Origin of the sequence: Streptomyces sp. NPDC053541, from assembly GCF_044544705.1 — a bacterium.
Lineage (GTDB): Bacteria > Actinomycetota > Actinomycetes > Streptomycetales > Streptomycetaceae > Streptomyces.
In genome coordinates, this window is sequence record NZ_JBITXM010000010.1 from 274,390 (window position 1) to 299,328 (window position 24,939).

The 24,939-nt window shown below is 73.9% G+C and carries 28 protein-coding genes; 14 read left to right on the forward strand and 14 right to left on the reverse strand.

All coding sequences use genetic code 11. The features are described from left to right. Positions 1–74: 74 nt before the first annotated feature. From ACIGW2_RS25970 to ACIGW2_RS25980, 3 genes are all read left to right on the forward strand, one after another. Positions 75–947 carry a helix-turn-helix transcriptional regulator gene (locus ACIGW2_RS25970; RefSeq protein ID WP_361577503.1) on the forward strand — a complete coding sequence of 291 codons (873 nt, stop codon included), beginning with the start codon at positions 75–77 and terminating at the stop codon, positions 945–947. Continuing rightward, positions 948–1,184 (forward strand): DUF397 domain-containing protein, encoded by a 237-nt coding sequence (locus ACIGW2_RS25975; RefSeq protein ID WP_015037566.1) that lies wholly within the window; start codon positions 948–950, stop codon positions 1,182–1,184. 73 nt (positions 1,185–1,257) lie between these two features. Then, entirely contained in the window at positions 1,258–2,079 is an 822-nt protein-coding gene (locus ACIGW2_RS25980; RefSeq protein WP_356065141.1) for an SAM-dependent methyltransferase, read from the forward strand. A gap of 78 nt (positions 2,080–2,157) precedes the next feature. Here ACIGW2_RS25980 and ACIGW2_RS25985 read toward each other — a convergent pair whose 3' ends face one another. Together ACIGW2_RS25985 and ACIGW2_RS25990 are read right to left on the reverse strand one after the other, a co-directional pair. Next, positions 2,158–4,032 (reverse strand): M64 family metallopeptidase, encoded by a 1,875-nt coding sequence (locus ACIGW2_RS25985; RefSeq protein ID WP_399846300.1) that lies wholly within the window; start codon positions 4,030–4,032, stop codon positions 2,158–2,160. 91 nt (positions 4,033–4,123) lie between these two features. Next, complete coding sequence (locus ACIGW2_RS25990) at positions 4,124–5,467, reverse strand: 6-phospho-beta-glucosidase (protein ID WP_399846303.1); 1,344 nt, start codon at positions 5,465–5,467, stop codon at positions 4,124–4,126. Between the two features lie 17 nt (positions 5,468–5,484). On the opposite strand from ACIGW2_RS25990, the gene ACIGW2_RS25995 reads away from it, so the two are divergent. The 5 genes from ACIGW2_RS25995 (at position 5,485) to ACIGW2_RS26015 (ending at position 8,433) form a co-directional block, all read left to right on the forward strand. Further along, positions 5,485–5,874 (forward strand): VOC family protein, encoded by a 390-nt coding sequence (locus ACIGW2_RS25995; RefSeq protein ID WP_399846305.1) that lies wholly within the window; start codon positions 5,485–5,487, stop codon positions 5,872–5,874. 50 nt (positions 5,875–5,924) lie between these two features. Then, a complete protein-coding gene (locus ACIGW2_RS26000; protein ID WP_399846307.1) occupies positions 5,925–6,851 on the forward strand; it encodes an aminoglycoside phosphotransferase family protein in 927 nt (308 codons plus the stop codon). Positions 6,852–6,912: 61 nt separating this feature from the next. Further along, positions 6,913–7,506 carry a GNAT family N-acetyltransferase gene (locus tag ACIGW2_RS26005; RefSeq protein WP_391656035.1) on the forward strand — a complete coding sequence of 198 codons (594 nt, stop codon included), beginning with the start codon at positions 6,913–6,915 and terminating at the stop codon, positions 7,504–7,506. A 49-nt stretch (positions 7,507–7,555) separates the two neighbouring features. Continuing rightward, positions 7,556–7,996, forward strand: a complete 441-nt coding sequence (locus ACIGW2_RS26010; protein ID WP_399846312.1) for a YchJ family protein — start codon at positions 7,556–7,558, stop codon at positions 7,994–7,996. A gap of 86 nt (positions 7,997–8,082) precedes the next feature. Further along, positions 8,083–8,433 (forward strand): barstar family protein, encoded by a 351-nt coding sequence (locus ACIGW2_RS26015; protein WP_399846315.1) that lies wholly within the window; start codon positions 8,083–8,085, stop codon positions 8,431–8,433. A gap of 112 nt (positions 8,434–8,545) precedes the next feature. Here ACIGW2_RS26015 and ACIGW2_RS26020 read toward each other — a convergent pair whose 3' ends face one another. The 3 genes from ACIGW2_RS26020 to ACIGW2_RS26030 form a co-directional block, all read right to left on the reverse strand. Then, a complete protein-coding gene (locus ACIGW2_RS26020; RefSeq protein ID WP_391656033.1) occupies positions 8,546–10,639 on the reverse strand; it encodes an MDR family MFS transporter in 2,094 nt (697 codons plus the stop codon). Positions 10,640–10,741: 102 nt separating this feature from the next. Then, positions 10,742–10,999 (reverse strand): hypothetical protein, encoded by a 258-nt coding sequence (locus ACIGW2_RS26025; RefSeq protein ID WP_399846318.1) that lies wholly within the window; start codon positions 10,997–10,999, stop codon positions 10,742–10,744. A 322-nt stretch (positions 11,000–11,321) separates the two neighbouring features. Beyond that, a complete protein-coding gene (locus ACIGW2_RS26030) occupies positions 11,322–12,380 on the reverse strand; it encodes an ATP-dependent DNA ligase (protein ID WP_399846320.1) in 1,059 nt (352 codons plus the stop codon). A gap of 67 nt (positions 12,381–12,447) precedes the next feature. Between ACIGW2_RS26030 and ligD the strand changes: the two genes are divergently transcribed. Next, positions 12,448–13,464, forward strand: a complete 1,017-nt coding sequence (gene ligD, locus ACIGW2_RS26035; RefSeq protein ID WP_399846322.1) for a non-homologous end-joining DNA ligase — start codon at positions 12,448–12,450, stop codon at positions 13,462–13,464. A gap of 54 nt (positions 13,465–13,518) precedes the next feature. Here ligD and ACIGW2_RS26040 read toward each other — a convergent pair whose 3' ends face one another. Beyond that, positions 13,519–14,340 (reverse strand): IclR family transcriptional regulator, encoded by an 822-nt coding sequence (locus ACIGW2_RS26040; protein ID WP_399846324.1) that lies wholly within the window; start codon positions 14,338–14,340, stop codon positions 13,519–13,521. A gap of 239 nt (positions 14,341–14,579) precedes the next feature. Between ACIGW2_RS26040 and ACIGW2_RS26045 the strand changes: the two genes are divergently transcribed. Further along, positions 14,580–14,846, forward strand: coding sequence for a WhiB family transcriptional regulator (locus ACIGW2_RS26045; RefSeq protein ID WP_356065115.1), 267 nt, complete (start codon positions 14,580–14,582; stop codon positions 14,844–14,846). A 78-nt stretch (positions 14,847–14,924) separates the two neighbouring features. Here the strand turns inward: ACIGW2_RS26045 and ACIGW2_RS26050 are convergent, their stop codons facing one another. From ACIGW2_RS26050 to ACIGW2_RS26060, 3 genes are all read right to left on the reverse strand, one after another. Next, the gene (locus ACIGW2_RS26050) at positions 14,925–15,899 is read right to left on the reverse strand and encodes an acyl-ACP desaturase (RefSeq protein ID WP_356065113.1); all 975 of its coding nucleotides are present in this window, start codon (positions 15,897–15,899) and stop codon (positions 14,925–14,927) included. A gap of 212 nt (positions 15,900–16,111) precedes the next feature. Beyond that, a complete protein-coding gene (locus ACIGW2_RS26055; protein WP_391656028.1) occupies positions 16,112–16,330 on the reverse strand; it encodes a hypothetical protein in 219 nt (72 codons plus the stop codon). A 12-nt stretch (positions 16,331–16,342) separates the two neighbouring features. Further along, a complete protein-coding gene (locus tag ACIGW2_RS26060; protein ID WP_391656027.1) occupies positions 16,343–17,194 on the reverse strand; it encodes a Scr1 family TA system antitoxin-like transcriptional regulator in 852 nt (283 codons plus the stop codon). A 169-nt stretch (positions 17,195–17,363) separates the two neighbouring features. On the opposite strand from ACIGW2_RS26060, the gene ACIGW2_RS26065 reads away from it, so the two are divergent. Next, entirely contained in the window at positions 17,364–17,828 is a 465-nt protein-coding gene (locus tag ACIGW2_RS26065; protein WP_399846329.1) for an ATP-binding protein, read from the forward strand. A 22-nt stretch (positions 17,829–17,850) separates the two neighbouring features. Here the strand turns inward: ACIGW2_RS26065 and ACIGW2_RS26070 are convergent, their stop codons facing one another. From ACIGW2_RS26070 to ACIGW2_RS26080, 3 genes are all read right to left on the reverse strand, one after another. Further along, positions 17,851–19,497 carry an ABC-F family ATP-binding cassette domain-containing protein gene (locus ACIGW2_RS26070; protein WP_399846331.1) on the reverse strand — a complete coding sequence of 549 codons (1,647 nt, stop codon included), beginning with the start codon at positions 19,495–19,497 and terminating at the stop codon, positions 17,851–17,853. Positions 19,498–19,855: 358 nt separating this feature from the next. Continuing rightward, positions 19,856–20,281, reverse strand: coding sequence for an SsgA family sporulation/cell division regulator (locus tag ACIGW2_RS26075; RefSeq protein WP_391656024.1), 426 nt, complete (start codon positions 20,279–20,281; stop codon positions 19,856–19,858). Positions 20,282–20,436: 155 nt separating this feature from the next. Then, positions 20,437–20,901 carry a (4Fe-4S)-binding protein gene (locus ACIGW2_RS26080; RefSeq protein ID WP_399846333.1) on the reverse strand — a complete coding sequence of 155 codons (465 nt, stop codon included), beginning with the start codon at positions 20,899–20,901 and terminating at the stop codon, positions 20,437–20,439. An 83-nt stretch (positions 20,902–20,984) separates the two neighbouring features. Between ACIGW2_RS26080 and ACIGW2_RS26085 the strand changes: the two genes are divergently transcribed. Next, a complete protein-coding gene (locus tag ACIGW2_RS26085) occupies positions 20,985–22,112 on the forward strand; it encodes a WD40/YVTN/BNR-like repeat-containing protein (protein WP_399846335.1) in 1,128 nt (375 codons plus the stop codon). Between the two features lie 39 nt (positions 22,113–22,151). Here ACIGW2_RS26085 and ACIGW2_RS26090 read toward each other — a convergent pair whose 3' ends face one another. Continuing rightward, on the reverse strand, positions 22,152–22,451 hold the full coding sequence (locus tag ACIGW2_RS26090) for a YciI family protein (RefSeq protein WP_356074337.1): 300 nt from the start codon (positions 22,449–22,451) through the stop codon (positions 22,152–22,154). 58 nt (positions 22,452–22,509) lie between these two features. On the opposite strand from ACIGW2_RS26090, the gene ACIGW2_RS26095 reads away from it, so the two are divergent. Beyond that, a complete protein-coding gene (locus ACIGW2_RS26095) occupies positions 22,510–23,211 on the forward strand; it encodes an endonuclease V (protein ID WP_391656021.1) in 702 nt (233 codons plus the stop codon). A gap of 65 nt (positions 23,212–23,276) precedes the next feature. After that, entirely contained in the window at positions 23,277–23,672 is a 396-nt protein-coding gene (locus ACIGW2_RS26100; RefSeq protein ID WP_361577436.1) for a VOC family protein, read from the forward strand. 36 nt (positions 23,673–23,708) lie between these two features. Here the strand turns inward: ACIGW2_RS26100 and ACIGW2_RS26105 are convergent, their stop codons facing one another. After that, positions 23,709–24,896, reverse strand: coding sequence for a saccharopine dehydrogenase family protein (locus ACIGW2_RS26105; RefSeq protein WP_391656019.1), 1,188 nt, complete (start codon positions 24,894–24,896; stop codon positions 23,709–23,711). Positions 24,897–24,939 lie beyond the last annotated feature (43 nt).

Sequence of the window (24,939 nt, forward strand, 5' to 3'; positions counted from 1 at the left end):
AGAGTGCTGTGTTCTCCGCCGTGGGGTTCGTGGCACACTCTCAACGAAATCGGCGCGTCGGGGAGGTCTTGGGAGTGAGCGAGCCGCGGTCCGCCCCCACGGTGGGACAGGTCGTACTCGGCAAGCGTCTGCAGGATCTGCGCGAGCGGGCCGGCCTCAAGCGCGAGGAGGCCGCCAAGGTCCTGCGGGTCGCCCCGGCGACGATCCGGCGCATGGAGACGGCCGAGGTCGCGCTGAAGATCCCGTACGTACAGCTGCTGCTGAAGGCGTACGGGGTCGCGGACTCCGAGGCCGAGGGCTTCGTCGCCCTCGCGGAGGAGGCCAACCTCCCCGGCTGGTGGCAGCGGTTCCACGACGTGCTGCCCGGCTGGTTCTCCATGTACGTCAGCCTGGAGGGGGCCGCCAGCCTCATCCGGGCCTATGAACCCCAGTTCGTCCCCGGCCTGCTCCAGACCGAGGACTACGCCCGTGCCATTCTCCGCAGCGGGGCCGTCGGCGGGAGGAACGCCGCGGAATCCGAGGAGACCGAGCGCCATGTCGCCCTGCGCATGGAGCGCCAGTCCCTGCTCACCAGGGAGGACGCGCCCAAGTTCTGGGTGATCATGGACGAGACGGTCTTCCGCCGACCGGTCGGTGACGGGCCCGAAGTGATGCGCGACCAGCTCGACCGGCTGCTCGAAGCGTCCGAGCTGCCGAACGTCACCCTGCAGATCGCGGAGTTCGCGTCCGGACACCACCCCGGTACGTACGGACCGTTCGTCCTCTTCCGCTTCGCCATGCCCGAACTCCCGGACATGGTCTACAGCGAGTACCTGACCGGCGCCGTCTACCTGGACGCGCGTCCCGAGGTGGCCTCCCACCTCGAGGTCATGGACCGCATGGCGGCCCAGGCCGCGACTGCACAACGCACGAAGGAGATTCTCCGGAATCTCCGCAAGGAGCTGTGAATGGATCGCATATACAACGGCATGCCCGCCGCGGAGCTCGGTGCCGAGGGCTGGCACAAGCCGTGGAGCGGCGGCAACGGGGGCAACTGCGTGGAGGCCATGAAGCTGGCCGACGGCAGGGTCGCCGTGCGACAGTCCGCAGACCCCGAGGGACCCGCGCTCATCTACACCCACGGAGAGATCGCCGCCTTCATCCAGGGGGCCAAATCCGGTCAGGCTGACTTCCTGCTCACCTGAACCCTTCCGTCCCACCCCGTGCATCGCGTAACTCTTGCTGCAAGCGCCACCGTTCGTCCGCCGAGGAGAGCCGATGACCCACCAGGAACCCGTACCCGCGCAGAGCGGCATACGGATCGACACCAGCAAGCCGCACCCGGCGCGCATGTACGACTGGTTCCTGGGCGGGAAGGACAACTACCCCGTCGACGAGGAGATGGCCCGCCAGCTCCTCACCGTCGACGCCCGCGGCCGGGACATGGCGCGGGTCAACCGGGCCTTCATGCACCGCGCCATCCGCTGGCTCAGCGCCCACGGCGTCCGCCAGTACCTGGACATCGGCACCGGCATCCCCACCGAGCCCAACCTGCACCAGATCGCGCAGGGCGCCGCGCCGGAGTCCCGGATCGTCTACTGCGACAACGACCCGATCGTGCTCGCCCACGCCGCCGCCCTGCTGCGCTCGACCCCGGAAGGGGCCACCGAGTACATCCAGGCCGACGCCCGTGACCCCGAGCTGATCCTCGAAAGGGCCGGAAAGGTCCTTGATTTCAGTCAGCCGATCGCCCTGTCGATGCTCGCGCTGCTGCACTTCGTCGGCGACGAGGACGGGGCCTACGAGCTGGTGGGCAAGCTGGTCGAGCAGCTGGCCCCCGGCAGCTACCTGGTGCTCTCGCACGTCACCGGGGACTTCAACCCCGAGGGCGCGGCGCAGGCCGCCGCCATGTACAAGGCCCGCGGGCTGACCCTGCGGCCCCGCTCCCGCGACGAGCTCGCCGCCTTCTTCGACGGCCTCGACCTCGTCGAGCCGGGCGTGTCCCTCACCGCCGAGTGGCACCCCGAGCTGGGCGAGCCGGTCCCGGTGCCGGGCGACGAGCCCATCCCGGGCTGGGCGGCGGTCGGCCGCAAGCGCTGACCCCGTCGCCGTCCCGTACGCGCGCGCCCGAGGCCCCCGCCGTGACACCGGCGGGGGCCTCGATGCGCGTGGCGTCGGTCACGGCCGGACCAGCGTCACCAGGAAGCGCTGCGGCGGGCTCACGTTCCCCGTCGCGTCGACCGTGCGGTACTCCACCGTGTGGGTGCCGTAGTCGGGCGTGGCGTCGTCCCACGGCACCGCGCGCGGCCGGCCCAGCTTGCCGTACACCAGGTCGTCGATCACCGTGCCCGAGGGCGAGAAGCGGAACGGAGCGTCGGCGTCCGTCGGCCAGCCGTAGTACGTGTACCAGCCGTCGCCGTCCACCCGGAACTGGCTCACCACGGCGCCCTCGCCGTCGTCCCGGGCGGTCAGCCGCATCGTGAACGGCCCGTCGTACACGTACTCCACCGGCCGCCCCGGCCGCCGCACCGTGCGCAGCGGCTCCGACAGCTCGTACCCGGCGGCGGCCGGCGTGGCGTCCACCGTCCAGCGCAGCACCTCGCGCGTCCCCGGTATCCGCGCGGTCAGCTCGTGCGGGCCCGGCGCCAGGTGCAGCGCGCCCAGGTCCAGGTCCCGGTCGTTGCCCGGGTTCGGCACCGTGCGGCCGTCCAGGGACCAGGTCACGCCCGGCGTCCGGCGCACCGGGTGGGTCGTGTCGGCGTACACCACCGTCCGTGCGCCCACCGGGGCCGAGGTCGCCGTGTGGCCGGTGAACGCCAGGGGCGTGGCGTCCCCGGGAGTGCGGAGCGCCGGGTCCACCGTCCAGCGCACGGTCCGGGTCAGCGCCGCCGAACCGCGCACCGCCGGATCGCGCACGAACGGGGTGGGATCGGTGACCGTGGCCGTCAGCGCGTACGTGCGTCCGGGAGAGAGGTCCAGGGACCGCAGGTCCAGCGTGCGGGCCCCGCCGGTCGGCAGCGGCCGCCCGTCGAGCCGCCACCGGACGGACAGTTCGCCGCCCGTGGGGTGCAGCGTGTCCACCCACACCGTGCGGTCGGCGCCGAGCGGTGCCGCGTCCGGGGTGTGGTCCTGCACCAGGTCGACCTTGGCCGCGACGGCCCGCACCATCACCTCGCGCTCGACCTGGTCGAAGGCGTAGCCGAGGGTCTTCATCATCGAGTGCCGGCTCGGCCGCCACACGCCCCGGGTGCTGTACAGGCCGCCCTCGTGGCGCCCGATCACCCCGCCGGACTCGCTCTCCTCGCCCAGCCAGCGCCACCACTTGGCGCGCCTCTCCCGCATCTGATCTTCCGTCAGGAGCGTGTGGTGGGCGGAGGACGGCTCGTCGCCCTCGTACCCGCCGCCCGGCACCCCGCGCGCGTAGTAGTCGTACTCGTCCTGCAGCCCGCCGAGCGAGTGCCCCAGCTCGTGCGGGGTGATGAGCGCCGACAGCGCGTTGCCGCCGGAAGCGGTGGCGTAACTCCCGCCCGCGCCGCCGTAGGTGGAGCTGTGCGCGAGCGCCAGGATCTGCCGGTTGGCGCGGCTCGTGCCCGGCACCAGGTCCGCGAACCCGGCCGCCTTCGCGCTGTTCACGGTCAGCAGCCGCTGCACGCTGCCCGGATCGCAGCCGCCCCAGAAGCCCATGTCGAGCGCGGTGTCGCGGGCCGGGGCGTCGAGCGAGGGATCGCAGTCCACGCCCGACTCCCTGGAGGGCACCTCCACCGCCCACACGTTGATGTACGAGCGGTAGGAGGCGAACGGCTCGATGCTCCACAACACGCCGAGATGGCGCTCCAGATCGGCCCGGAACTCCGGCATCTCGGCCGCCGTGTACCCGTCGCCCATCACCACCAGGTTGAACCGGCGGTCGGCCGGCCCGGTGGTCTGCACGGGCACCACGGTCGCGCCGCCGCTCTCCGCGGCGGCCGCGCCCCCGTCGGCCACCGTCCCGGTGCCCACGAGCCCGGCCGCCAGCAGACAGCCCACGAGCAGCCGGGCCACCCCTCGTCGCACACCCCGTCGTCGCGGTGCAGTCGGTGAAGTCATGGGGCGCGAGCCTAGGCCGGACACCCCACCTCGTAAAGGTGTTCGTCAGCCGTCCACGTCAGCGACGCAGATACGCAAGACCGGCGTGCTCCGCCGTGTAGCCGTCGACCAGCCGGCGGGCCACCGCCACCGAGTCCACCAGTGGATGCAGCGCGAAGGCCTTCACCGCGGTCGCCCGCGAACCGCTCTCGGCCGCCGCGAGCGCCTCCCGCTCCACCGCCTTCACCGCCGTCACCAGACCCACCGCGTGGTACGGCAGCGGGTCCACCGACACCGGGTGCGCGCCGGCCGCGTCCACGAAGCAGGGCACCTCGATCACCGCGTCCGCGTCCAGGACCGAAAGGGTCTGCCGGTTGCGCACGTTGAGGATCAGCGTGGCCCGCTCGTTGCGCGCGATGGCCCGCATCAGGGCGAGCGCCACCTTCTCGTACCCGCCCGACTCCAGGTCCGCCTCGTCGCGCTCGCCGACGCCGGCCGCCTCCCGGTTGTGCGCCATGTAGGTCGCCTCGCGGTCCGCGAGCACCCGGTGCCAGGTCGCCAGCGGCGGGGTGTCCGGCTTGCCCATCTCCTCGTAGAAACCGGCCTGCTGGTCGAGGAGGTAGGCGCCGCGGGTCTTCTCCGCCTCGCGGTAGGCGCGGACCGCCTCGCGGTTGAAGTAGTAGTAGTGCAGGTACTCGTTGGGCACCGCGCCCAGCGAGCGCAGCCACGCGGGGCCGAAGAGCCGGCCCTCCTCGAAGGAACCGAGCAGCGCCTCGTCCTCGAACAGCCGCGGCAGTATGTCATGTCCGCCGACCTTCAACCCCCGCAGCCAGCCGAGGTGGTTGAGCCCCACGTAGTCGATCCACGCCTCGTCCGGCTGCGCGCCGAGCACCCGCGCCACCCGCCGGCCGAGCCCCACCGGCGAGTCGCAGATGCCGAGCACCCGGTCGCCGAGGATCCGCGACATCGCCTCGGTCACCATGCCCGCCGGGTTGGTGAAGTTGATGACCCAGGCGTCCGGGGCGAGTTCGGCGATCCGGCGGGCGATGTGCGTCACCACCGGCAGGGTGCGCAGCCCGTACGCGATGCCGCCGGCGCCCACCGTCTCCTGCCCCAGCACGCCCTCGGCGAGCGCGATCCGCTCGTCCGCCGCCCGCCCCGCGAGCCCGCCCACCCGGATCGCCGAGAACACGAAGTCGGCCCCGCGCAGCGCCTCGTCGAGATCGGTCGTCGCGCTCACCACCGGCGCGTCCGGCACCCCCTCGCCCTGCTCGCCGAGCACCCGCGCGATCGCCGAGAGCCGCCCGGCGTCCAGGTCGAAGAGGGTGACGTGGGTGACCCGCCCCTCGGCGTGGTCGCCGAGCAGGGCGCCGTACACGAGCGGCACCCGGAATCCGCCGCCTCCGAGAATCGTCAGTTTCATGGCCGTACGCTATCGGGATGCACGTGCTCAGCAGCCGGGTCCTGCTCCGCCCGACGGACCCCGAACGCTCCCGGCGCTTCTACGGCGAGACCCTCGGCCTGCCGGTCTACCGCGAGTTCGGCACCGGCCCCGAGCGCGGCACCGTCTACTTCCTCGGCGGCGGCTTCCTCGAACTCTCCGGCCGCGCCCCCACCCCGCCCCCGGACCCCGGCCCCCGCCTCTGGCTCCAGGTCGCCGACGTGCACGCGGCCCGCGAGGAACTGCGCGGCCGGCCGGACGCGCGGGTGCTGCGCGAGCCGGTGACCGAGCCGTGGGGCCTGATCGAGATGTGGCTGGCGGACCCGGACGGCGTCCGCATCGCGGTGGTGGAGGTCCCGGAGGGACACCCGCTGCGGTACCGGCCGTAGGCACGGAAATCCGTTCGCCCTGCGCCTTCGGCGCCCCTAGGGTGCCGGACATGCTGCCGGTCGTGGAAACGGACGAGGAATGGGCCGCGGTCGTCGGGGACGAGGCGGTGATGCGGCCCGGCGTCGCCGACCTGTGCGCCCGGCTCGGGCTCGCGGGCGCCCCGCTGAGCCGCTTCACCGAGGGGACGCAGCCGGTCTACGCGGTCGGGGACGCCCACGTCCTGAAGCTGTTCCCGGCCGCCGCCGCGCGCGACGGCCTCGCCGAGGGGCGGGTCCTCGCGCACGTCGACGGCCGGCTGCCCGTGCCGACCCCGCGGGTGCACGACGCGGGGGAGTACGAGAACGGCTGGCGGTACGTGCTGATGTCCCGGCTGCCCGGGGCGAACCTGGCCCGGGTGTGGGAGCGGGTCCCGCCCGCACACCGGGAGCGGCTGGTCGACCGGGTCGGCGAGGCCCTCGCGGTGCTGCACGGCCTCGACACCGGCGCGCTGGGCGAGGTGCTCGGCCCCGGCGACTGGAGCGCCTTCGTGGACCGCCAACGGGCCGCCGCCGTCGCGCGGCAGCGCGCCCGGGGCCTGCCGGAGGAGTGGCTGGCCCGGATCGGCGGCTTCCTCGACTCCGTACCGCTGCCGCGCACCCCGCGACCCAGCCTGCTGCACACCGAGGTGATGCGGCAGCACCTCCTGGTCGACCCCGAGGACTGGCGGCTCACCGGTCTCTTCGACTTCGAGCCCGCGATGATCGGCGACCGGGCCTACGACTTCGTGGGCGTCGGCGTCTTCGTCACGGGCGGCGACCCGGCCCTGCTGGGGCGGCTGCTCCGCGCGTACGGCGAGGACTTCGAGCCGGACGTGCTGCTCGCGTACACGCTGCTGCACGTCTACAGCGATCTGCCCTGGTACCTGCGGGAGCTGGGCGACCGCGGCGCGGGCGGCGACCCGCACGCGCTCGCGGAGGCCTGGTTCGGCACGGTCTGAGCGGAACGCGGAGAGGGACCCCGGTCGATCGCTCAAGATCACTTGTGGCGAGAATGTCCGCATGGCGAACACGAACATGCCCGCGAAGGCAGTGCTCGGGGACGCCGGGGACATCAGCCGCACGCTGGCCCTGGCCTTCGACGACGACCCGATGATGCGCTGGTTCTTCCCCGAGGACGCCACCCGCGAGGCGACCCTCGGCCGCTACTTCTCCACCCTCTTCACCCGCCAGTACCTGGCCAACGGCGTGTGCGAACGCACCGAGGGCGCCGCCGCGTTCTGGGTGCCGGCCGAGGCGCAGGAGAAGGCCGTGCCGGACGGCGACACCATCCAGGAGCTGATCGCGATCCTGGGCGACCGGGCCGGCCTCTTCAAGGAGGCCGTCGAGACCGCGGCCGCGCACGCCCCGGCCGAGCCGCACTGGTCCCTCGCCCTGATCGGCGCCGCCCCGGCGTCCCAGGGCACCGGCCAGGGCGCGGCCCTGCTGCGCTCCGGTCTCGCCCAGGCCGACGCGGCCGGCGCGCCGGTCTACCTGGAGTCCTCGAAGGCGGCCAACCTGCCGGTGTACGAGCACTTCGGCTTCCGGGTGCGCGAGGAGTTCGCGCTGCCCGGCGGCGGCCCGCTGCTCTGGGGCATGTGGCGCGACCCGCGCTGACCCGGCACCTGGGCGGGGCGGGCCGGCCGGGGCACGCGACAATGAGCGCATGTCCCGACGCAAGACCCGCCCCGCCCGCCCGGCTCGTCCCGCCCCCGCGGTGACCGCCGCGTCGCCCTGCCCGTGCGGCCTGCCCGCCCCGTACGGCGACTGTTGCGCCCGCTTCCACACCGGCCCGGCCACCGCCCCCACCGCGGAGCTCCTGATGCGCTCCCGCTACAGCGCCTTCGTCCTCCGCGACGAGCCCTACCTGCTCCGCACCTGGTCCCCGGCCACCCGCCCCGCCACGGTCGACTTCGACCCGGCGATGCGCTGGACCGGCCTGACCATCGAGGCCACCACCGACGGCACCCCCTTCCACCAGCACGGCACGGTCACCTTCCGCGCCGCCTACACCCACACGGGCACCCCCGGCACCCTCCACGAACGCAGCCGCTTCGCCCGCCACGAGGGCGCGTGGGTGTACGTGGACGGCGACTTCCTGGACTGACGGTGACGATCACCGCGGGCCTCCACGAGGTGTCTCGCACGGCCCTCCCCGGGATCCTCGACGAGGCCGCCCGACAGGGTGTTCCCGTGTTCACGCTCTCCACCGGCGGGCGGACCGACAAGGAGGCGTTCTTCCGGGCGGTGCGGGAAGCCCTGCCCCTGGACCCGCCGCTCGGGCCCGGCAGGGTGTGGGACGCCCTCGCCGACTCGGTCTGGAACGGGCTTCAGGAGCTGGGCGCTCCGCTTGTGGTCGTCGTCTGGCCCGACGCCGGGCCGGTCGCGGGCGCCGTGGGCGACCACGGGATCGCGCTGGACATCCTCCGCGAGCTGGTCACGAGCCTCGCCGACGACTGGTTCACGGTCGGGAGGCCGAACGGGGTCGCGGTCTACGTCGCCGAGGCCGCGCCCGGTGGGGCAGACGGGCCGACGGAGGCCTGAGCGGCTCCGGGGGCCCGGGCTTCCGCGCCCGGCCCGAAACGGCTTCCCGCCCCCCGGCCGCCGGGCTTCCGCGCCCGGCCCGAAAAGGCTTCCCGCCCCCCGGCCGCCGGGCTCACGCCACCCGCGCGCCCACCGGCTGCCGGTCGCCGCGGGGCATGCCCTGGGCGAGGTCCTCCGCGATCAGCTTCTTCGCGATCGCGTCCGTGGCCGCGCGGAGTTCCGGGCCGCTCGGGCGGCCGCGTTCCTGTTCGAGGCGGGTGGCGAGCCAGTCGCTCCAGGCCCTGGTGATGACGTCGGCCTCGCGCTTGCCGGCCGGGGTGTGGGACAGCAGGTTGCCATGCCGGGTGAGGAAGCCCTCGTCGACCATGCGGTCGAAGACCGGGAGCAGGACCTCGGGCGGGACCCGGCGGCCGGCCGAGATCAGGCCGAGGCTGGCGTGGCCGACGATCCGGGTGAAGAGTTCGACCTGCATCACGGCCCAGGCGCCGGCCGTGTCGAGCCGGGTGTCGGAATCCGCGACGATGCGCTTCGCGGTGTCGTAGTCCGTCTTGCGGATGATCCGGCCGACCGCGAGTTCGAGCAGCTTGGCCGAGTCACCGCTGGTGGTGGGGGAGGCGAAGCCCTCGCCCATGTCGGGCGCCGAGGCGCGGGCGGTGTCGCGGAGCGCCACCTGCTTGAGGAAGAGCGCCACGACGAAGCCGACGGCCGCCACCGGCACCGTCCACAGGAAGACGGTCTGCAGGGTGTCCGCGTAGGCCTGCACGATCGGTTCGGCGACCGCGTCGGGCAGCCCGTGCACCCCGGCCGGGCTCTGCGCGGCCCGGGCGACCGCCGCCGGGTCGAGCCCGGCCTCCGCCGCGAGGGCCGAGGCCCGGCCCACCCCCTCCGTCAGGTTGGGCTTCAGGGAGTTGGCGTAGATGGTGCCGAAGACCGCCGTGCCGAAGGAGCTGCCGAGCGTACGGAAGAAGGTCACGCCGGAGGTGGCGGTGCCCAGGTCGGCGTAGTCCACGGTGTTCTGCACGGCGATGGTGAGCACCTGCATGCACAGGCCGATGCCGACGCCGAGCACGAACATGTACAGCGAGGCGAGCCAGGTGCCGGTGTCGGGGTCCATCAGGGACAGCAGGAAGAGGCCGAGGCCCATCACCAGACAGCCGACGATGGGGAAGACGCGGTACTGCCCGGTCTTGCTGACCACGTTGCCGCTGAAGATCGAGGCGATCAGCAGGCCGATGACCATGGGCAGGGTCCGGATGCCGGAGGTCGTCGCCGAGTCCCCGTCCACGTACTGCAGATACGTCGGCAGGAAGGTCATCGCGCCGAGCATCGCGAAGCCCACGACGAAGCTGAGCACCGAGCACACGGTGAAGACCGGGTTGCGGAACAGGCGCATGGGCAGCATGGGTTCGGCCGCCCGGGTCTCCGCCCAGCAGAACAGCGCGAGCGCGACGAGCCCGCCCACGAACAGGCCGATGATGACGCCCGAGCCCCAGGCGTACTCGTTGCCGCCCCAACTGGTCGCCAGGATCAGCGCGCTGGAGCCGACCGCGACGAGCGCGATGCCGAGGTAGTCGATGACCGGCCGGCTCGCGGACCGCACGGCGGGGATCGAGCGGGCGGCGGCGATCACGACGAGGATCGCGATCGGGACGTTGACGTAGAAGGCCCAGCGCCAGCTGAGGTGGTCGGTGAACAGACCGCCGAGCAGCGGTCCGATGACCGTGGAGACGCCGAAGACGGCCCCGATCGCGCCCTGGTACTTGCCGCGTTCGCGCAGCGGGATGACGTCGGCGATCAGCGCCATCGAGGTGACCATGAGTCCGCCGGCGCCGATGCCCTGGAGCCCGCGCCACACGATGAGCAGCGTCATGTTGGTGGCGAGGCCGCACAGGAACGAGCCGGTGATGAAGACGACCGCCGAGATCTGGAAGATCACCTTGCGGCCGAAGAGGTCGCCGAACTTGCCGACGAGGACGGTCGCGACGGTCTCCGCCAGGAGGTAGGAGGTGACCACCCAGGACATGTGGGCGGCGCCGCCGAGGTCCGAGACGATCGTCGGGAGCGCGGTGCCGACGATCGTCTGGTCGAGCGCGGCGAGGAGCACGCCGAGCATGATCGTGCCGAAGACGACGTTGCGACGGCGGCTGTCGAGCACCGGGGGCTCGGCGGCGGGGGGCGCGGGCGCTGCTTCGCTGGTGGTGGTCACTCTCGCAGGGTCACACCGACGGCCGCCTCCCGCATGTGGAGCACACCCGAACCGGTGCGTGCGGTGTCTGGCGCGGCCCGGGCGCCGCCCCGTGCGGGGCCGTCAGCAGCGGGGGCGCACCGGCAGCTTCGGGTGGTGCTTGGCGAGGATCTTGTTGGCCCGGGCCAGCGCGGCGAGCGCGTGCTCCCGGTCGGCCCGGTCCTCGGCGCACAGCGGCCCGCGGAAGCGGTACACCTCGCGCGCCGCGCTGTCGGCGTCGACCTCGGCCTGGAGCACGTGCAGCGGCAGGCAGGAACCGATCAGCGCGGCGACGCGGTCGGGGATCGGCACGGGGACGAGGGTCGAGGGCGAGGCGATCACGGTCGGTCCTTGTGGGGGTCGCGGTGCGGGGAGAGGGATTTCTCCTCCGTACGTCCATACGTACCGGATGGGGGTGCCGGTTCGCCGACGCCCCTGTCACCGCCGGGCAACACCCGGGACGCCGCTTCGGCGGGGCGTGCGGGCGCACGCGCCGGGCCACCTGACGTTCCCGCAGGTGCGACCGGGTGCGCCGACCGCATCGAGCATCAGTCCGTCGAACGCGATGGCGAGAAACCGGCGCTGCCGCCAAACCCGGTGTGGGGCATCTCACGTCCGCCGGTCGCCATGACGATCTTCGTGTGGTAAAGGAATCTCCGGGCCGCTACGACAGGATCTCGCCGAGGTCGTACGAGACGGGCTCCTCCAGTTGCGCGTAGCCGCAGGACTCGGGAGTGCGGTCCGGGCGCCAGCGCTTGAACTGGGCCGTGTGGCGGAAGCGGTCGCCCTCCATGTGGTCGTAGCCGACCTCGCAGACCCGCTCCGGGCGCAACGCCACCCAGGACAGGTCCTTCTTGCCCGACCAGCGGCTGGGCGCGCCGGGCAGCCGGGAGGACTCGTGGGCCGACTCCTCGGCCCAGGCCGCCCACGGGTGGCCGTCCGGCGGGTCCATCACCAGCGGCGCCAGCTCCTCCACCAGCTCGGCCCGGCGGGCGGCGGTGAAGGCCGCGCACACGCCGACGTGCTGGAGGGCGCCCCGGTCGTCGTACAGGCCGAGCAGCAGGGAGCCGATCACCGGCCCGCTCTTGTGGAAGCGGTAGCCGGCCACCACCACGTCGGCGGTGCGCTCGTGCTTGATCTTGTACATCAGGCGCGCGTCCGGCCGGTAGGGCAGGTCCAGCGGCTTGGCGATCACCCCGTCGAGCCCGGCGCCCTCGTACTGCTCGAACCAGTGGGCCGCCAGCTCCTGGTCGGTCGTCGCGGGCGCCAGGTGCACCGGGGGAGCGACCCCGTCGAGCACCCGCTCCAGGGTGGCGCGCCGCTCGGCGAGCGGGGTGTCGAGGAAGGACTCGTCGTCCAGGGCGAGCAGGTCGAAGGCGACGAAGCGGGCCGGGGTGGTCTCGGCGAGCATCCGCACCCGCGACTCGGCCGGGTGGATCCGCTCGGTGAGCCGGTCGAAGTCGAGCCGCCCGTCGTGCGCGATGACGATCTCGCCGTCCACCACGCAGCGCTCCGGCAGCCGGGCGAGCAGCGCCTCGACGAGCTCGGGGAAGTAGCGGGTCAGCGGCTTGCCGGTGCGGCTGCCGAGGAAGAGCTCCGGCCCGTCCCGGTGCACCAGCGCGCGGAAGCCGTCCCACTTGGCCTCGTACTGCATCCCCGGCGGGATCTTCTTGACGGCCTTCGCCAGCATCGGCTTCACGGGCGGCATCACCGGCAGGTCCATGCCCGCGATTCTAGGGAGGGTTCGTCCCGATATGCGCGCCATGTGGGCCCGCCCTAGGCTGACCGGCATGGCAGGCAAGGCGGCAGCGGTGGAACTCGAGGTCGGCGACCGGACCGTGAAGGTGTCCAACCCGGACAAGGTGTACTTCCCCGAGCCCGGCTACACCAAGATCGACATGGTCCGCTACTACCTCGCCGTCGGCGAGGGCATCACCCGCGCCCTGCGCGACCGTCCCACCACCCTGGAGCGCTACCCCGACGGCGTGACCGGCGAGTCCTTCTTCCAGAAGCGCGCCCCGAAGTACCTGCCCGACTGGATCCCCACCGCCCACATCACCTTCCCCAGCGGCCGGTCCGCCGACGAGATGTGCCCCACCGAACCGGCCGCGGTGCTGTGGGCGGCCAACCTGGGCGCGGTCACCTTCCACCCCTGGCCGGTGCGCCGGGAGGACACCGACCACCCCGACGAGCTGCGCCTCGACCTCGACCCGCAGCCCGGCACCGACTACGCCGACGCCGTCCGCGCCGCCCACGAACTGCGCGCGGTGCTCGACGAGCACGGGCTGCGCGGCTGGCCCAAGACTTCCGGCGGGCGCGGCCTGCACGTCTTCGTGCCGATCCTGCCCCAGTGGACCTTCACCCAGGTCAGAAGGGCCGCCATCGCCTGCGGCCGGGAACTCGAACGGCGCATGCCGGACCGGGTCACCACCAAGTGGTGGAAAGAGGAGCGGGGCGAGCGCATCTTCCTCGACTACAACCAGACCGCCCGGGACCGCACGATCGCCTCCGCCTACTCCGTCCGCCCGCGCCCGCACGCGCCGGTCTCCGCCCCCTTGCGCTGGGAGGAGGTCGACGACGCCGTCCCGCGCGACTTCGACATCCGCACCATGCCCGCCCGCTACGCCGAGGTGGGCGACGTGCACGCAGACATGGACGCCGAGCGCTTCGCCCTGGACTCGCTGCTCGAACTCGCCCGCCGCGACGAGGCCGAGCACGGCCTCGGCGACCTGCCCTATCCGCCGGAGTACCCGAAGATGCCCGGCGAGCCCAAGCGGGTCCAGCCGAGCCGGGCGAAGAAGGAGTGAGGGGAGACGACGGACCGGACGGCGTACGGGCCCCCGCCGAGCCGCCTCCTGGCGTCACGCCTCCGGCGCGCGCCGCTCCCCGGGCGGCAGCAGCAGCACCTCCAGGGCCCGGGCGCACGCCTCGGTCCGGGTCAGGAACCAGTCGAGCCGGGCGTCGGAGAGCAGCCGCGCCTCCGCCCGTACGGCGAGGGCGAACCGGGCCCGGCCGTCCCGGTCCAGGACCGGCACCGCCAGTGCGCGCGCCCCGGGCTGCGGCTCGTCCTCGGCCAGCACGTGGCCCCGCTCCCGGATCCGCGTGCCCTGCGGATCGGCCGCGTCCTGCTGCTCGCCGGGCCCCGGCCAGGCGAGCAGCACCCGGCCCGGCGCGGTCGCGCGCAGCGGCCGGCGCAGCGAGGTCTTCGGCGTGACCGTCCCGCCGGCCACGGTCACCGCGTGCGCGCCGCTGCGCAGCGCCAGGGTGACGGTGCCGCCGGTGCGCTCGGCGAGGTCGCGCAGCTCGGGTCCGGCGAGGTGCAGTCCCCGCTGGTGGTACGAGATCCGGCCGAGTTCGGTGACCACCGGGCCGAGCCGGTAGCGCGCGGTGCGCGGGTCCTGCTCCAGGAAACCGGCCGCGAGCAGCGTCCGGGCGAGCCGGTGCGCGGTCGAGGTGGACAGGCCGAGCCGGCGGGCCAGGTCGGAGGCGCTCGGCTCGGGACCGTAGTCCTGGAAACAGCGCAGCACGTCGAGCGCCCGGCGGACGGCCTGTGCCCCGGCGGGCGCGCCGGCGGGTGGCGGCGTGGACACCGGCACGGACGGGGACGGGGACGCGGACGCGGACCCGGACGCGGTCTCGGGCGCCGGTGCGGACGGGGCGAACGGCGGGGCCTGGAGGGTCATGGGCCCCACGCTGCCACATCGCGGGAGGCCCGCCGGGCGGGATCGGGCGAGCGGAAACACACCGTTCACGAGCCGTCCCACCCGCTGGGATCCAGGGCCCAGCAGGACCGGCGGAGGATGGCCGAAACCGGCCGGACCGGCCCGCGGCGACCTGCCCCGGCGCGCCGTGTTGACGTCCGGGCGAGGCCGTTGATCGGACGTTGATGGCGCGTTTAGGCCCCCCGGCCAGAGTGGTTCCCATGCAGACCGACACCATGACCATCGCCCCGGAGACCCTCGTGGCCGACGACCTCTCGTGGCAGCAGGACGCGCTGTGTGCCCAGGCCGGGCCGGAGTTCTTCTTCCCGGCGCCGGGCTCCTCGACCCGCGAGGCGAAGCTGCTGTGCGGGGCCTGCGAGGGCCGCGTCGCCTGCCTGGAGTACGCGCTGCGGCACGACGAGCGGTTCGGCGTGTGGGGCGGCCTCTCGGAGAAGGAGCGGATCCGCCTCAAGCGGCGCCGGGGCTGAGCCCCGGCCGGGTCCGCCCGATGTGCGAGGGTCCACCGGGGCACGTACGGCGTCGTCCGGGTCCGCCGGGGCGCGGCCTCAGCCGGCCGCGCGGGCCGCCATCCGCGCCTTGCGCGCCGCGAGCCGCTCGTCGAACTTGCGGGCCTCGCCGTCCAGGCCGTTCATGTACAGGCCCAGCTCCTCCTGGGCGCGCAGACCGTCCGGGCCGAGCCCGTCGATGTCGAGCACCTTGAGGAAGCGGAGCACCGGCTGCAGCACGTCGTCGTGGTGGATGCGCAGGTTGTAGATGCCGCCGATGGCCATCTGGGCCGCCGCGCGCTCGAAGCCGGGCATCCCGTGGCCGGGCATGCGGAAGCCGACGACCACGTCCCGCACCGCCTGCATGGTCAGGTCGGGGGCGATCTCGAAGGCCGCGCCCAGCAGGTTGCGGTAGAAGATCATGTGCAGGTTCTCGTCCAGCGCGATGCGGGCGAGCATCCGGTCGCACACCGGGTCGCCGGACTGGTGGCCGGTGTTGCGGTGCGAGATGCGGGTGGCGAGCTCCTGGAAGGCCACGTAGGCGACCGAGTGCAGCATCGAGTGCCGGTTGTCCGACTCGAAGCCCTCGCTCATGTGCGCCATGCGGAAACGTTCAAGCTCGTCCGGGTCGACGGCTCGCGAGGCCAGCAGGTAGTCGCGCATCACGATGCCGTGCCGGCCCTCCTCCGCGGTCCAGCGGTGCACCCAGGTGCCCCAGGCGCCGTCGCGGCCGAAGAGGGTGGCGATCTCGTGGTGGTAGCTCGGCAGGTTGTCCTCGGTGAGCAGGTTCACCACCAGGGCGATCCGGCCGACGTCGGTGACCTTGGACTGCGAGCGGTCCCAGGCCTCGCCGTCCTCGAAGAAGCCGGGGAAGTTCCGCCCGTCCGACCACGGCACGTACTCGTGCGGCATCCAGTCCTTGGTGACCTTCAGGTGGCGCTCCAGCTCCTTCTCGACGACCTCTTCGAGGGCGTACAGGAGCCGCGCATCGGTCCACCCTGCCGAGCTGCCGAGGTGGGGAGAGGTGAGCGTCAAGGGAACTCCTGGGGACGGAGAAGGGCAAACGGAACTACCTACGGCTTCGTAGGTTACGAGACCGTAGGTTAAAGGCCCCATAAGGCGTCGGCCAAGCCCGTCCCGGCGATGTCCGGTTACGTTCCGCTATGCGCCCAGCTCCCGCCCCCGGAAGAGACCCAGGTCACGCGTATGTTCGTGGACTCCCGGGCGTCGGGCGGCTACGCAGCGCATCAGAGCAGATGGTCGGCGGCCCCCGCCTTCACGGCGGAGATCAGTGCCCGCAGCGCCTCGACGGAGTCGCTGACGTACGCGTCGGGGGTCAGGGTCGAGCCGATGTACGCGCGGCCGGCGTCGTCCAGGCCGAAGCGGAAGCAGTTGGCCCCCTCGCTGCAGAAGGCCTCGCTCCAGGTGATCGGCAGGGGAGCGGCGACGTCGTCGGTGAGCTTCATGGTGGGGGTCCTTCACAGTTCCAGTGCGAGCGCGCGGATGAGGTCGCGGGAGGCCGGCTGTGGCAGCGCGAGCCCGCGCAGCCGCTCCAACAGGCCACGGTAGCGCCGCAGTTGCAGGTCGGTGTCGAGCAGGATCGAACCGTGGGAGGAGTCCAGCTGCACGGTGTCGAGCTGCGCCACCGGCGCGGACACATAGGTGAACGACTGACCCGCCCCGGGGAAACCCCCCGCGCTGAAGGGAATGACCCGCACCTCGACGTTCTCCCGCTCCGAGCGGGCCAGGATGTGCTCCAGCTGGGCCCGCGCGACCGCGGGTCCGCCGAACTGCATGCGCAGCGCCGCCTCGTGGACCACCGCCTCGTAGCGCACCGGCCGGGCCCCGTCCAGCACCTCCTGCCGGCGCAGCCGCAGCGCGAGCCGCGCCTCCAGGTCCGGGCCGGGCAGCGGCGGCGCGGCCGTGTCGAAGACGGCCCGGGCGTGCTCCTCGGTCTGCAGCAGGCCCGGGATGTGGGTGGTCACGGCGGTGTCCAGGGCGGAGGCGTGGAACTCGAGTTCGGCGATGTCGAGCAGGGCGGGCGGCAACAGCCCGCGGTGCTGCTCCCACCAGCCGCGCTCACGCTCCTGGGCCATCGCGGCGAGCAGGTCGATCAGGCCGGCGTCCGGGCAGCCGTAGTTGAAGGCGAGGGTGCGCACCCGCTCGGGGCTGATGCCGAAGCGGCCGGCCTCGACGTGCGGGATGCGGGTGCGGTCGACGCCCAGCAGGGCCGCGGCCTGCTGGGCCGACATGCCGGACTGCTCGCGCAGTTTGCGCAGTTCGTGGCCGAGGCGCTGCTGGCGCGCGGTCGGGGTGCTCCTGGGCGGCACGGTGTTTGTCCCCCTGTGAGAGTCATCGCGTAGGTACGGGCGTTCTACCCGGAAGTAGTAGCACTGTGCTCCACCCGTGGGCTACGGTCGGTAGTGCCAGTCTCACACGGGGCTACGCGCGGCCGCTGTGAGCACCCCCACGAGCACCAGGAAAAGTGAGCAGAACCTGATGAAGGGCGCACTGCGTTGCCTCCCGACCGCCGTCACCGCGGCCGGGCCCGTACCTCCCGCCGCCGAGAACCTCAGCTACTCGCTGCTGCTTCCCGGCGGTGCCTACTGCGCGGGCCTCGCCCGCGAGAACATCCGCACCCTGCTGGACCGCCACGGCCTCGACGAGCTCGGCGACACCGCCGCGCTCGCCGCCTCCGAACTGGTCTCCGCCGCCTACCGCTTCACCCCGGACCGGGAGATGATCCTGCGGGTGCGCTGGCAGTACGACGCCCTGCGCATCGTCCTCTACGACCAGCACCCGGCCCACGCGACGCCCAGCACCGCCGAGGAGTGCCGCGACCGCCGCAGCCGCAGCATGTGGCTGCTGGCCGCGGCGGTCGAGGCCCACGGAGGGGACTGGGGTCTGGCCCCGGTGCTCACTCCCGGTGGCGGCACCAAGTCCTGGGCGTTACTCCACCCCTGAGAACCCGCCCCGCGGGCCGCCGTCACCTCACGGCGGGAGCGTCCTCCTTCCGGACCGCGCAGGCCGTCGTCGGGCGCAGCGTGCCGTCGAGCCGCAGCCAGCGGGTGATCCCCAGCGACTCCAGGAACGGCAGGTCGTGACTCACCACGACCAGCGCGCCCTCGAAGGCGTCGAGCGCCGACGTCAGGCTCCGGACCGACGCCAGGTCCAGGTTGTTCGTCGGCTCGTCGAGCAGCAGCAGGCGCGGCGCGGGCTCCGCGAGCAGCAGCGCGGCCAGCGTCGCGCGGAAGCGCTCGCCGCCCGACAGCGTCCCCGCCGGCCGGTCGGCCCGGGCGCCCCGGAAGAGGAAGCGGGCGAGCCGGGCCCGGATCTCGTTGGGCGTGGCCCGCGGCGCGAACCGCGCCACGTTCTGCACCACGCTCAGCCCGTCGTCCAGGAGGTCGAGCCGCTGCGGCAGGAAGCGCAGCGGCACGTTGACCCCGACCTCCCCCGCGACCGGGGCGAGTTCGCCCGCGAGCGCCCGCAACAGAGTCGTCTTCCCGGCCCCGTTGCGGCCGAGCAGCGCGACCCGCTCCGGGCCCCGCAGCTCGAAACCTCCCTCCACCCGGGCCCCGTACGGCAGTTCCAGGTCCCGCACCATCAGCACGTCCTGACCCGGATGCACCTTGGTGCGGGGCAGCTCGACGCGGATCTCGTCGTCGTCCCGCACCAGCTCCACCGCCGCGTCCAGACGGGAACGCGCCGCGTCCAGGCGCTCGGCGTGCAGCGCGCGGTGCTTGCCCGCCGACACCTCGGCCTGGCCCCGGCGGTTGTTCGCGACCACCTTCGGCACGACCTTGTTCTCGAAGCTCTTCTGCGCGTACCGCCGACGCCGGGCCAACTTGGCCTGTGCGTCCGACAGTTCGCGCTTCTGTCGCTGTACGTCGGCCTCCGCGACCCGCACCATCCGCTCGGCCGCCTCCTGTTCGGCGGCCAGCGCGGCCTGATAGTCCGACCAGGCACCGCCGTACACGGTGACCTCGCCGTCCCGCAGATCGGCGATCTGGTCGACCCGCTCCAGGAGTTCGAGGTCGTGGCTCGCCACGACCAGCACCCCGGACCAGGCGTCCACCGCCTCGTAGAGCCGGCGCCGCGCGGACAGGTCCAGGTTGTTCGTCGGCTCGTCGAGCAGCAGCACCTCCGGCCGGGCCAGCAGCAGCGCGGCGAGCCGCAGCAGCACCGACTCGCCGCCGGACAGCTCCCCGATGGTGCGGTCGAGCCCGATGTGCCCGAGCCCGAGCTGGTCGAGCACCGCCCGGGCGCGCTCCTCCACGTCCCAGGCGTCGCCCACGGCCGCGAAGTGCTCCTCGGCGGTGTCGCCCGACTCGATCGCGTGCAGTGCGGCGCGCACCGCGTCGACGCCGAGCACCCGGTCCACCCGCAGGGAGGTGTCCAGGACCAGGTTCTGCGGCAGATAGCCGATCTCGCCGGCCGTGCGGATCGTCCCCGAGGACGGGGTCAGCTCCCCGGCGAGCAGTTTGAGCAGGGTCGACTTCCCGGCGCCGTTGAGCCCGACCAGGCCGGTCCGTCCGGGGCCGACGGCCAGCCGGAAGTCGTCCAGGACCCGGGTGCCGTCAGGCCAGGAGAAGGACAGGGACGTACAGGTGAGGAAGAAGGGACGAGGTGCCAAGAGGGCCTCCCGGATGCGAAGCGTGGAAAAGGGCATCGCGTGAGACACCGGGGCGCGGGTCCACAGGGCCGGGTTCCGGCCGGCCGGCGGGCCCGGACGGCACGGTCCTGCGATCAGGGCCGTACGGAGGGCGGGGCCGGAAGGGACCGGAGCGGCGGGAACGCTCGTACGCCGAGGTCGGACGACGGCACGCGCGGCGGCGGGACGGCACGCGCGGCACGGTGTCTCGGGGCCTCAGACGTACAACGGCCTGCTCCGATCTGGCGGGGACAGCAACGCGGACGACGCTACGGGCCGGGGCCCGGGCGCGGCAACCGAATTAAGGTGGGCGGCGGGGCGGGGCCCGGGGGAGCCGCCGCTACGAGTGCTCCTCCAGGAGCTGCGCGAGCTCCCGGTCCCAGTGGTCCCAGCCCGCGTACTGGTGCTCGCGGCCGCGCGGCACCAGGTGCTGGGAGCGCTCCAGGAAGCGGCGCAGCTCCGAGGTGCGGATGTGCACCACGGCCACGCCCTCGGGCGCGTGGAACTCGACCACCGTGCGGTCGTAGCCGTACGGCCGCAGCCGCACGTCACCCAGGCCCGCGGGGCCCTCCATGCCCTCGACGAGCAGCTCGCGGGCGAAGGCCCAGGACACCTCGACGCCCTCCAGGGTGGCGGGCGGCGGGAAGGCCATGCTCACCGCGTACGGGTCGGCCCGGTCGTAGCGCAGCGTGGCGGCGACCGACTCCGCGCGGGGCGCGGACGCGACCAGACGGGCCTGTACGGCCTGTTCGATGACCTGGGACATGGGCCAGCCTCCTGTCGCTCGCGCGGTCCGCCGCGTCTCCCTGACACAAGGAGAGACGAGCGAGGGAGCCCGAACGTGCACCGCGGGGGTACGTGAGCTGTGTCACCGCCCGCACGGCACGGCGCTCGGGGCGCCGCTCGGGGCGGCGCCCGCGCTCAGCGGTCGTCGGCCCGGTCGAAGTCGCCGTTCGCGCAGGGGCCGGAGTGGTCGCAGTACGGCTGGTTGCCCGAGGCGCCGCAGCCGCACAGCACCGCACGGACCTCGTGCCGCTCGCCGCCGCTCGTGCGCACCAGCAGGTCCCCGCGCACCACCAGCCGTCCGTCCGGCATCCGGCGCACGGTGACGGGGGCGTCCGGCGGCTCGGCGGTGCCGTCCGGCAGGCGGTAGCGCAGCGCCCCGGAGGGGCAGCGGCGGACCACCTCGGCGACCTCCTCGGGCGCCGCGCCGCCGGGCTGCACCCAGGGCCGCCTGCGCAGGTCGAAGACGCCGGGCAGCCCGCGCACGCACGCGGCGGCGTGCAGGCAGCGGCGGGGTTCGAAGGTGACGGTGATCCCCTCGCCCTCGTACTCCTTGACCTTGGGCGCCTCGTCCGGGACGGGGTCGTTCGCGCGGTCCGTCATGCGCCCCAGCCTAGGAAGACGGCGCCCGGCGCGCACGTCGGCACTCTGGACGGGATCTTCGCGGTGGGCTAGCTTCCGGCGCCATGACGTCCATGGGGAAGACGAGACGAGTGATGGCGGCGGGACTGGCCGGGGCGGCGCTGGCCGCGGCCCTGACGGTGCCGGCCGAGGCCGCCGGCCGGGCCGGGCAGGACGGGGAGGCCGGGCAGGACCGGCCGGCGCGGGCCGGGGCCGCCTGGGGCGGCTGGCGGCTCACCGAGACCGGCACCGACGCCCGCTTCCGCGGACTGGCCGCGGTCAGCGGCTCCGTGGCCTGGGCCGCCGGCTCCCGGGGCACCGTGCTGCGCACCACCGACGGCGGCGCGAGCTGGCGCAACGTCTCGCCGCCCGAGGCCGCCGGCCTGGAGTTCCGCGACGTCGAGGCCTTCGACGCGCGGCGCGCCGTGGTCCTCGCGATCGGCGAGGGCGACGCGTCCCGGATCTTCCGCACCGAGGACGGCGGGGCCACCTGGACGGAGTCCTTCCGCAACCCCGACCCGCGCGCCTTCTACGACTGCATGACCTTCTTCGACCGGCGGCACGGCCTCGCGATGAGCGACCCGGTCGACGGGAAGTACCGCATCCTGTCCACCCGCGACGGCGGCCGCTCCTGGGAGGTCCTGCCGGACGCCGGCATGCCGGCCGCGCTGCCCGGCGAGGCCGGGTTCGCGGCGAGCGGCCAGTGCCTGGTGTCCGCCGGGCCGCGGGACGTGTGGCTGGCCACCGGCGGCGGTGCCACCGGCCGGGTGCTGCACTCGGCGGACCGGGGCCTGACCTGGACCGCGACCGAGACCACCGTCCCGGCGGGCGAGGGCGCCAAGGGCGTCTTCGGGCTCGCCTTCCGCGACCGCCGGCACGGCATCGCGGTCGGCGGCGACTACCGCAAGGACCAGCCCTCGCCGCTGGCCGCCGCCGTCACCGGCGACGCGGGCCGCACCTGGACCGCCTCCGCCACCCCGCCGCCCGCCTACCGCTCCGGCGTCGCCTGGCTCCCGCACAGCAGGTCCGCAGCGCTGGCCGTCGGCCCCACCGGCACCGACCTCACCACGGACGGCGGCCGCACCTGGCGCACGGTCGACCCCGGCTCGTACGACACGGTCGACTGCACCCCCGACGGCAGCTGCTGGGCCGCAGGCGAGAAGGGCCGCATCGCACGGGCGGAGCGAGGCTAGGCAGAGATGTGCGGGGCCCGCTCTGGGGGAGCGGGCCCGTCAGACCGGCAACTCGTCCCGGAACGGGGCCAGTCCGTCCACCGACTTCGTCGCGTAGAACTGCACGATCCGGTACGCGCACACCCCCGCGACCACGAACGGGTCGCCGGCCACGATCTCCTCGATCTCCGCCCGCCCCACCCCGGCGGCCAGGATCACCCCGCCGTCCCGCGGCTCCTTCCGCCCGGACGCGAGGAACACCCCTTCCGCGTACCGCGCGTTCAGCCACTCGACGTGCGCGGCGAGCAGGGCGTCGACCCGGTCGAGGGGCGCGGTGTAGCTCAACTCCAGTACGAACATGATCGCCAGGCTACCCGCGCGCCCGCGCCCGCCGGCGCGCCGCATAGGGTTTCGGACCATGACGATCATCGAGGTTCCCGGGGGATGGCCCGCCGACGAGGCCGCCGCGCTCGCCGCGCAGCGCGAGCTGCGGGGGCGGCTGGTGCTCGGCGAGGAGGGGCCCGGGGTGGGGGAGGGGAACGTCACCGGGCTCGACGTGGCCTACGACGACGAGCGGGACCTGGTCGCCGCGGCGGCCGTGGTCCTGGACGGGCGGAGCCTCGCGGTGGTCGAGGAGGCGACCGCCGTCGGACGGGTGTCCTTCCCGTACGTGCCCGGGCTGCTCGCCTTCCGCGAGGTGCCGACCGTGCTCGCCGCGCTCGGGCGGCTCACCGCCGACCCCGGACTGCTGGTCTGCGACGGCTACGGCATCGCGCACCCCCGCCGCTTCGGTCTCGCCAGCCACCTCGGGGTCCTCACCGGCCGCCCCTCGATCGGCGTCGCCAAGAACCCGTTCACCTTCTCGTACGAGGAACCCGGCGCCGCCCGCGGTGAGTTCAGCCCGCTCCTCGCCGACGGCGAGACCGTCGGACGCGCGCTGCGCACCCGGGCCGGGGTCAAGCCGGTCTTCGTCTCCGTCGGGCACCGCGTCTCGCTCGACCGGGCCTGCGCCCACACCCTGCACCTCAGCCCGCGCTTCCGGCTGCCCGAGACCACCCGGCACGCCGACGCGCTGTGCCGCCGGGCCCTGAAGGAGGCCCTGAGTAGCAGGGACCTGTGACGGCTGGGACGAGTGAGTACCCGTACGGATATCCACTCGTGACACTCCGGCGGCAGAGTGGAGGCATGACTTCCCCCCGTCCCGCCCCCGTCGGAACCCTGCAGTGCGTCGTCCTCGACTGCCCCGACGTGATGGAACTGGCCGTCTTCTACCAGCGGTTGCTCGGCGGCGAGATCAACCGCCCCGACCCCCAGTGGGCCGTCGGCGACGCCTGGGCCACCCTGCACGGCGCCGGCGGCGCGCCGGTGCTGGCCTTCCAGGGCGTGGCCGACCACCGGCCGCCGGTGTGGGGCGCGCCCGAGCAGCAGTTCCACATCGACGTCCGGGTCACCGACCTCGACGCCGCGCACGAGGCGGTGCTCGCCCTCGGCGCCTGGCGCCTGGACAACGAGGAGGGCGACCGGCCCTGGCGCATCTACGCCGACCCGGCCGGCCACCCCTTCTGCCTCGTCCGGCACTGACGGCCGGCCCCGACGCCGGAGCGGCCGGCGGGTGCCTCAGCCCGAGTGCGCCACCCGGAAGCGCAGGCCCGCCGCCCGAAGCCGGTCGAGCAGCGCGTCGCCCATCGCGACCGCCGGGGTGACCTGGCCGGAGGTCTTCGGCAGCGGGTCGTGGGCCAGGCACAGGGCCGACTCGGCGAGCATCTTCGCCGTCTCGTCGTAGCCCGGGTCACCGCCCGAGACCTCGGTGAGCACCCGCCGCCCGCCGCCCTCGCCGACGAACCGCACCGAGAACCAGCTGCGCGCCCGGCGCTCCGCGCTCGGCCCCCGGCCCGGCTCCCAGCGCCCCATCAGCCAGTCCCGCACGAACGGCAGTTGGGCGGCGAGCACGCCCGCGCCGACCGCCGCCGAGCCGCCGAGCGCCATCGGCAGCGTCTTCACCGAGGCGTAGTGGCGATAGCGGAAGTCCGGCCCGTAGCGCTCCAGGGCGCGCGCCGAACGCGCCACCACCTGCGCGTCGATCGTGGGCAGCGGCAGCGCCCAGGTGCCGGTCTCGCGGCTGAACCGGGGCCGGCCGAGCGGCGCCCTCGCCCGGCGGGTGACCAGCCGGGGCTCGTGCAGCCGCCGCTCGTGCGCGGCTCGCAGGATCTCCCGGCCGCGCCCGAAGGCGGTCAGCGCCGAGGCGAAGGTGCCGCCGGAGAAGACCGCCCCGGCCCGCACGTAGCCGTCGATCCGCAGCGGCACGCCCTCCGGCAGCTGCCGCACGGTGAACCAGACGCCCAGGTCGTGCGGGATCGAGTCGAAGCCGCAGGCGTGCACGAGCCGGGCCCCGGTCTCGCGGGCGCGGGCGTCGTGGCGCACGTACATGCGGTCCACGAACTCGGCCTCGCCGGTCAGGTCCAGATAGTCGGTGCCCGCCTCCGCGCACGCGGCGACCAGCTCCTCCCCGTACCAGACATAGGGACCGACGGTGCTCGCCACCACCCGCGCGGAGCCCGCGAGCTCCCGCAGCGCGGCCGGGTCGCCGGAGTCGGCGACGAGCAGCGGCAGTTCGGCGCAGCGCGGCCAGCGCCGGGCGAGCCGGTCGCGCAGTGCCGTCAGCTTGCCGCGGCTGCGGCCGGCCAGGGCCCAGCGGGTGTCCGCGGGGGCGTGCCCGGCGAGGTACTCCGCGGTCAGTTCCCCCACGAAACCCGTCGCCCCGAAGAGGACCACGTCGTACGGCCGCACGGCCGCCCCTGTCTCCATCCCGCCCCAGCCCCTCAGCCTTCGCCCGCGCCGCACCCGGCGC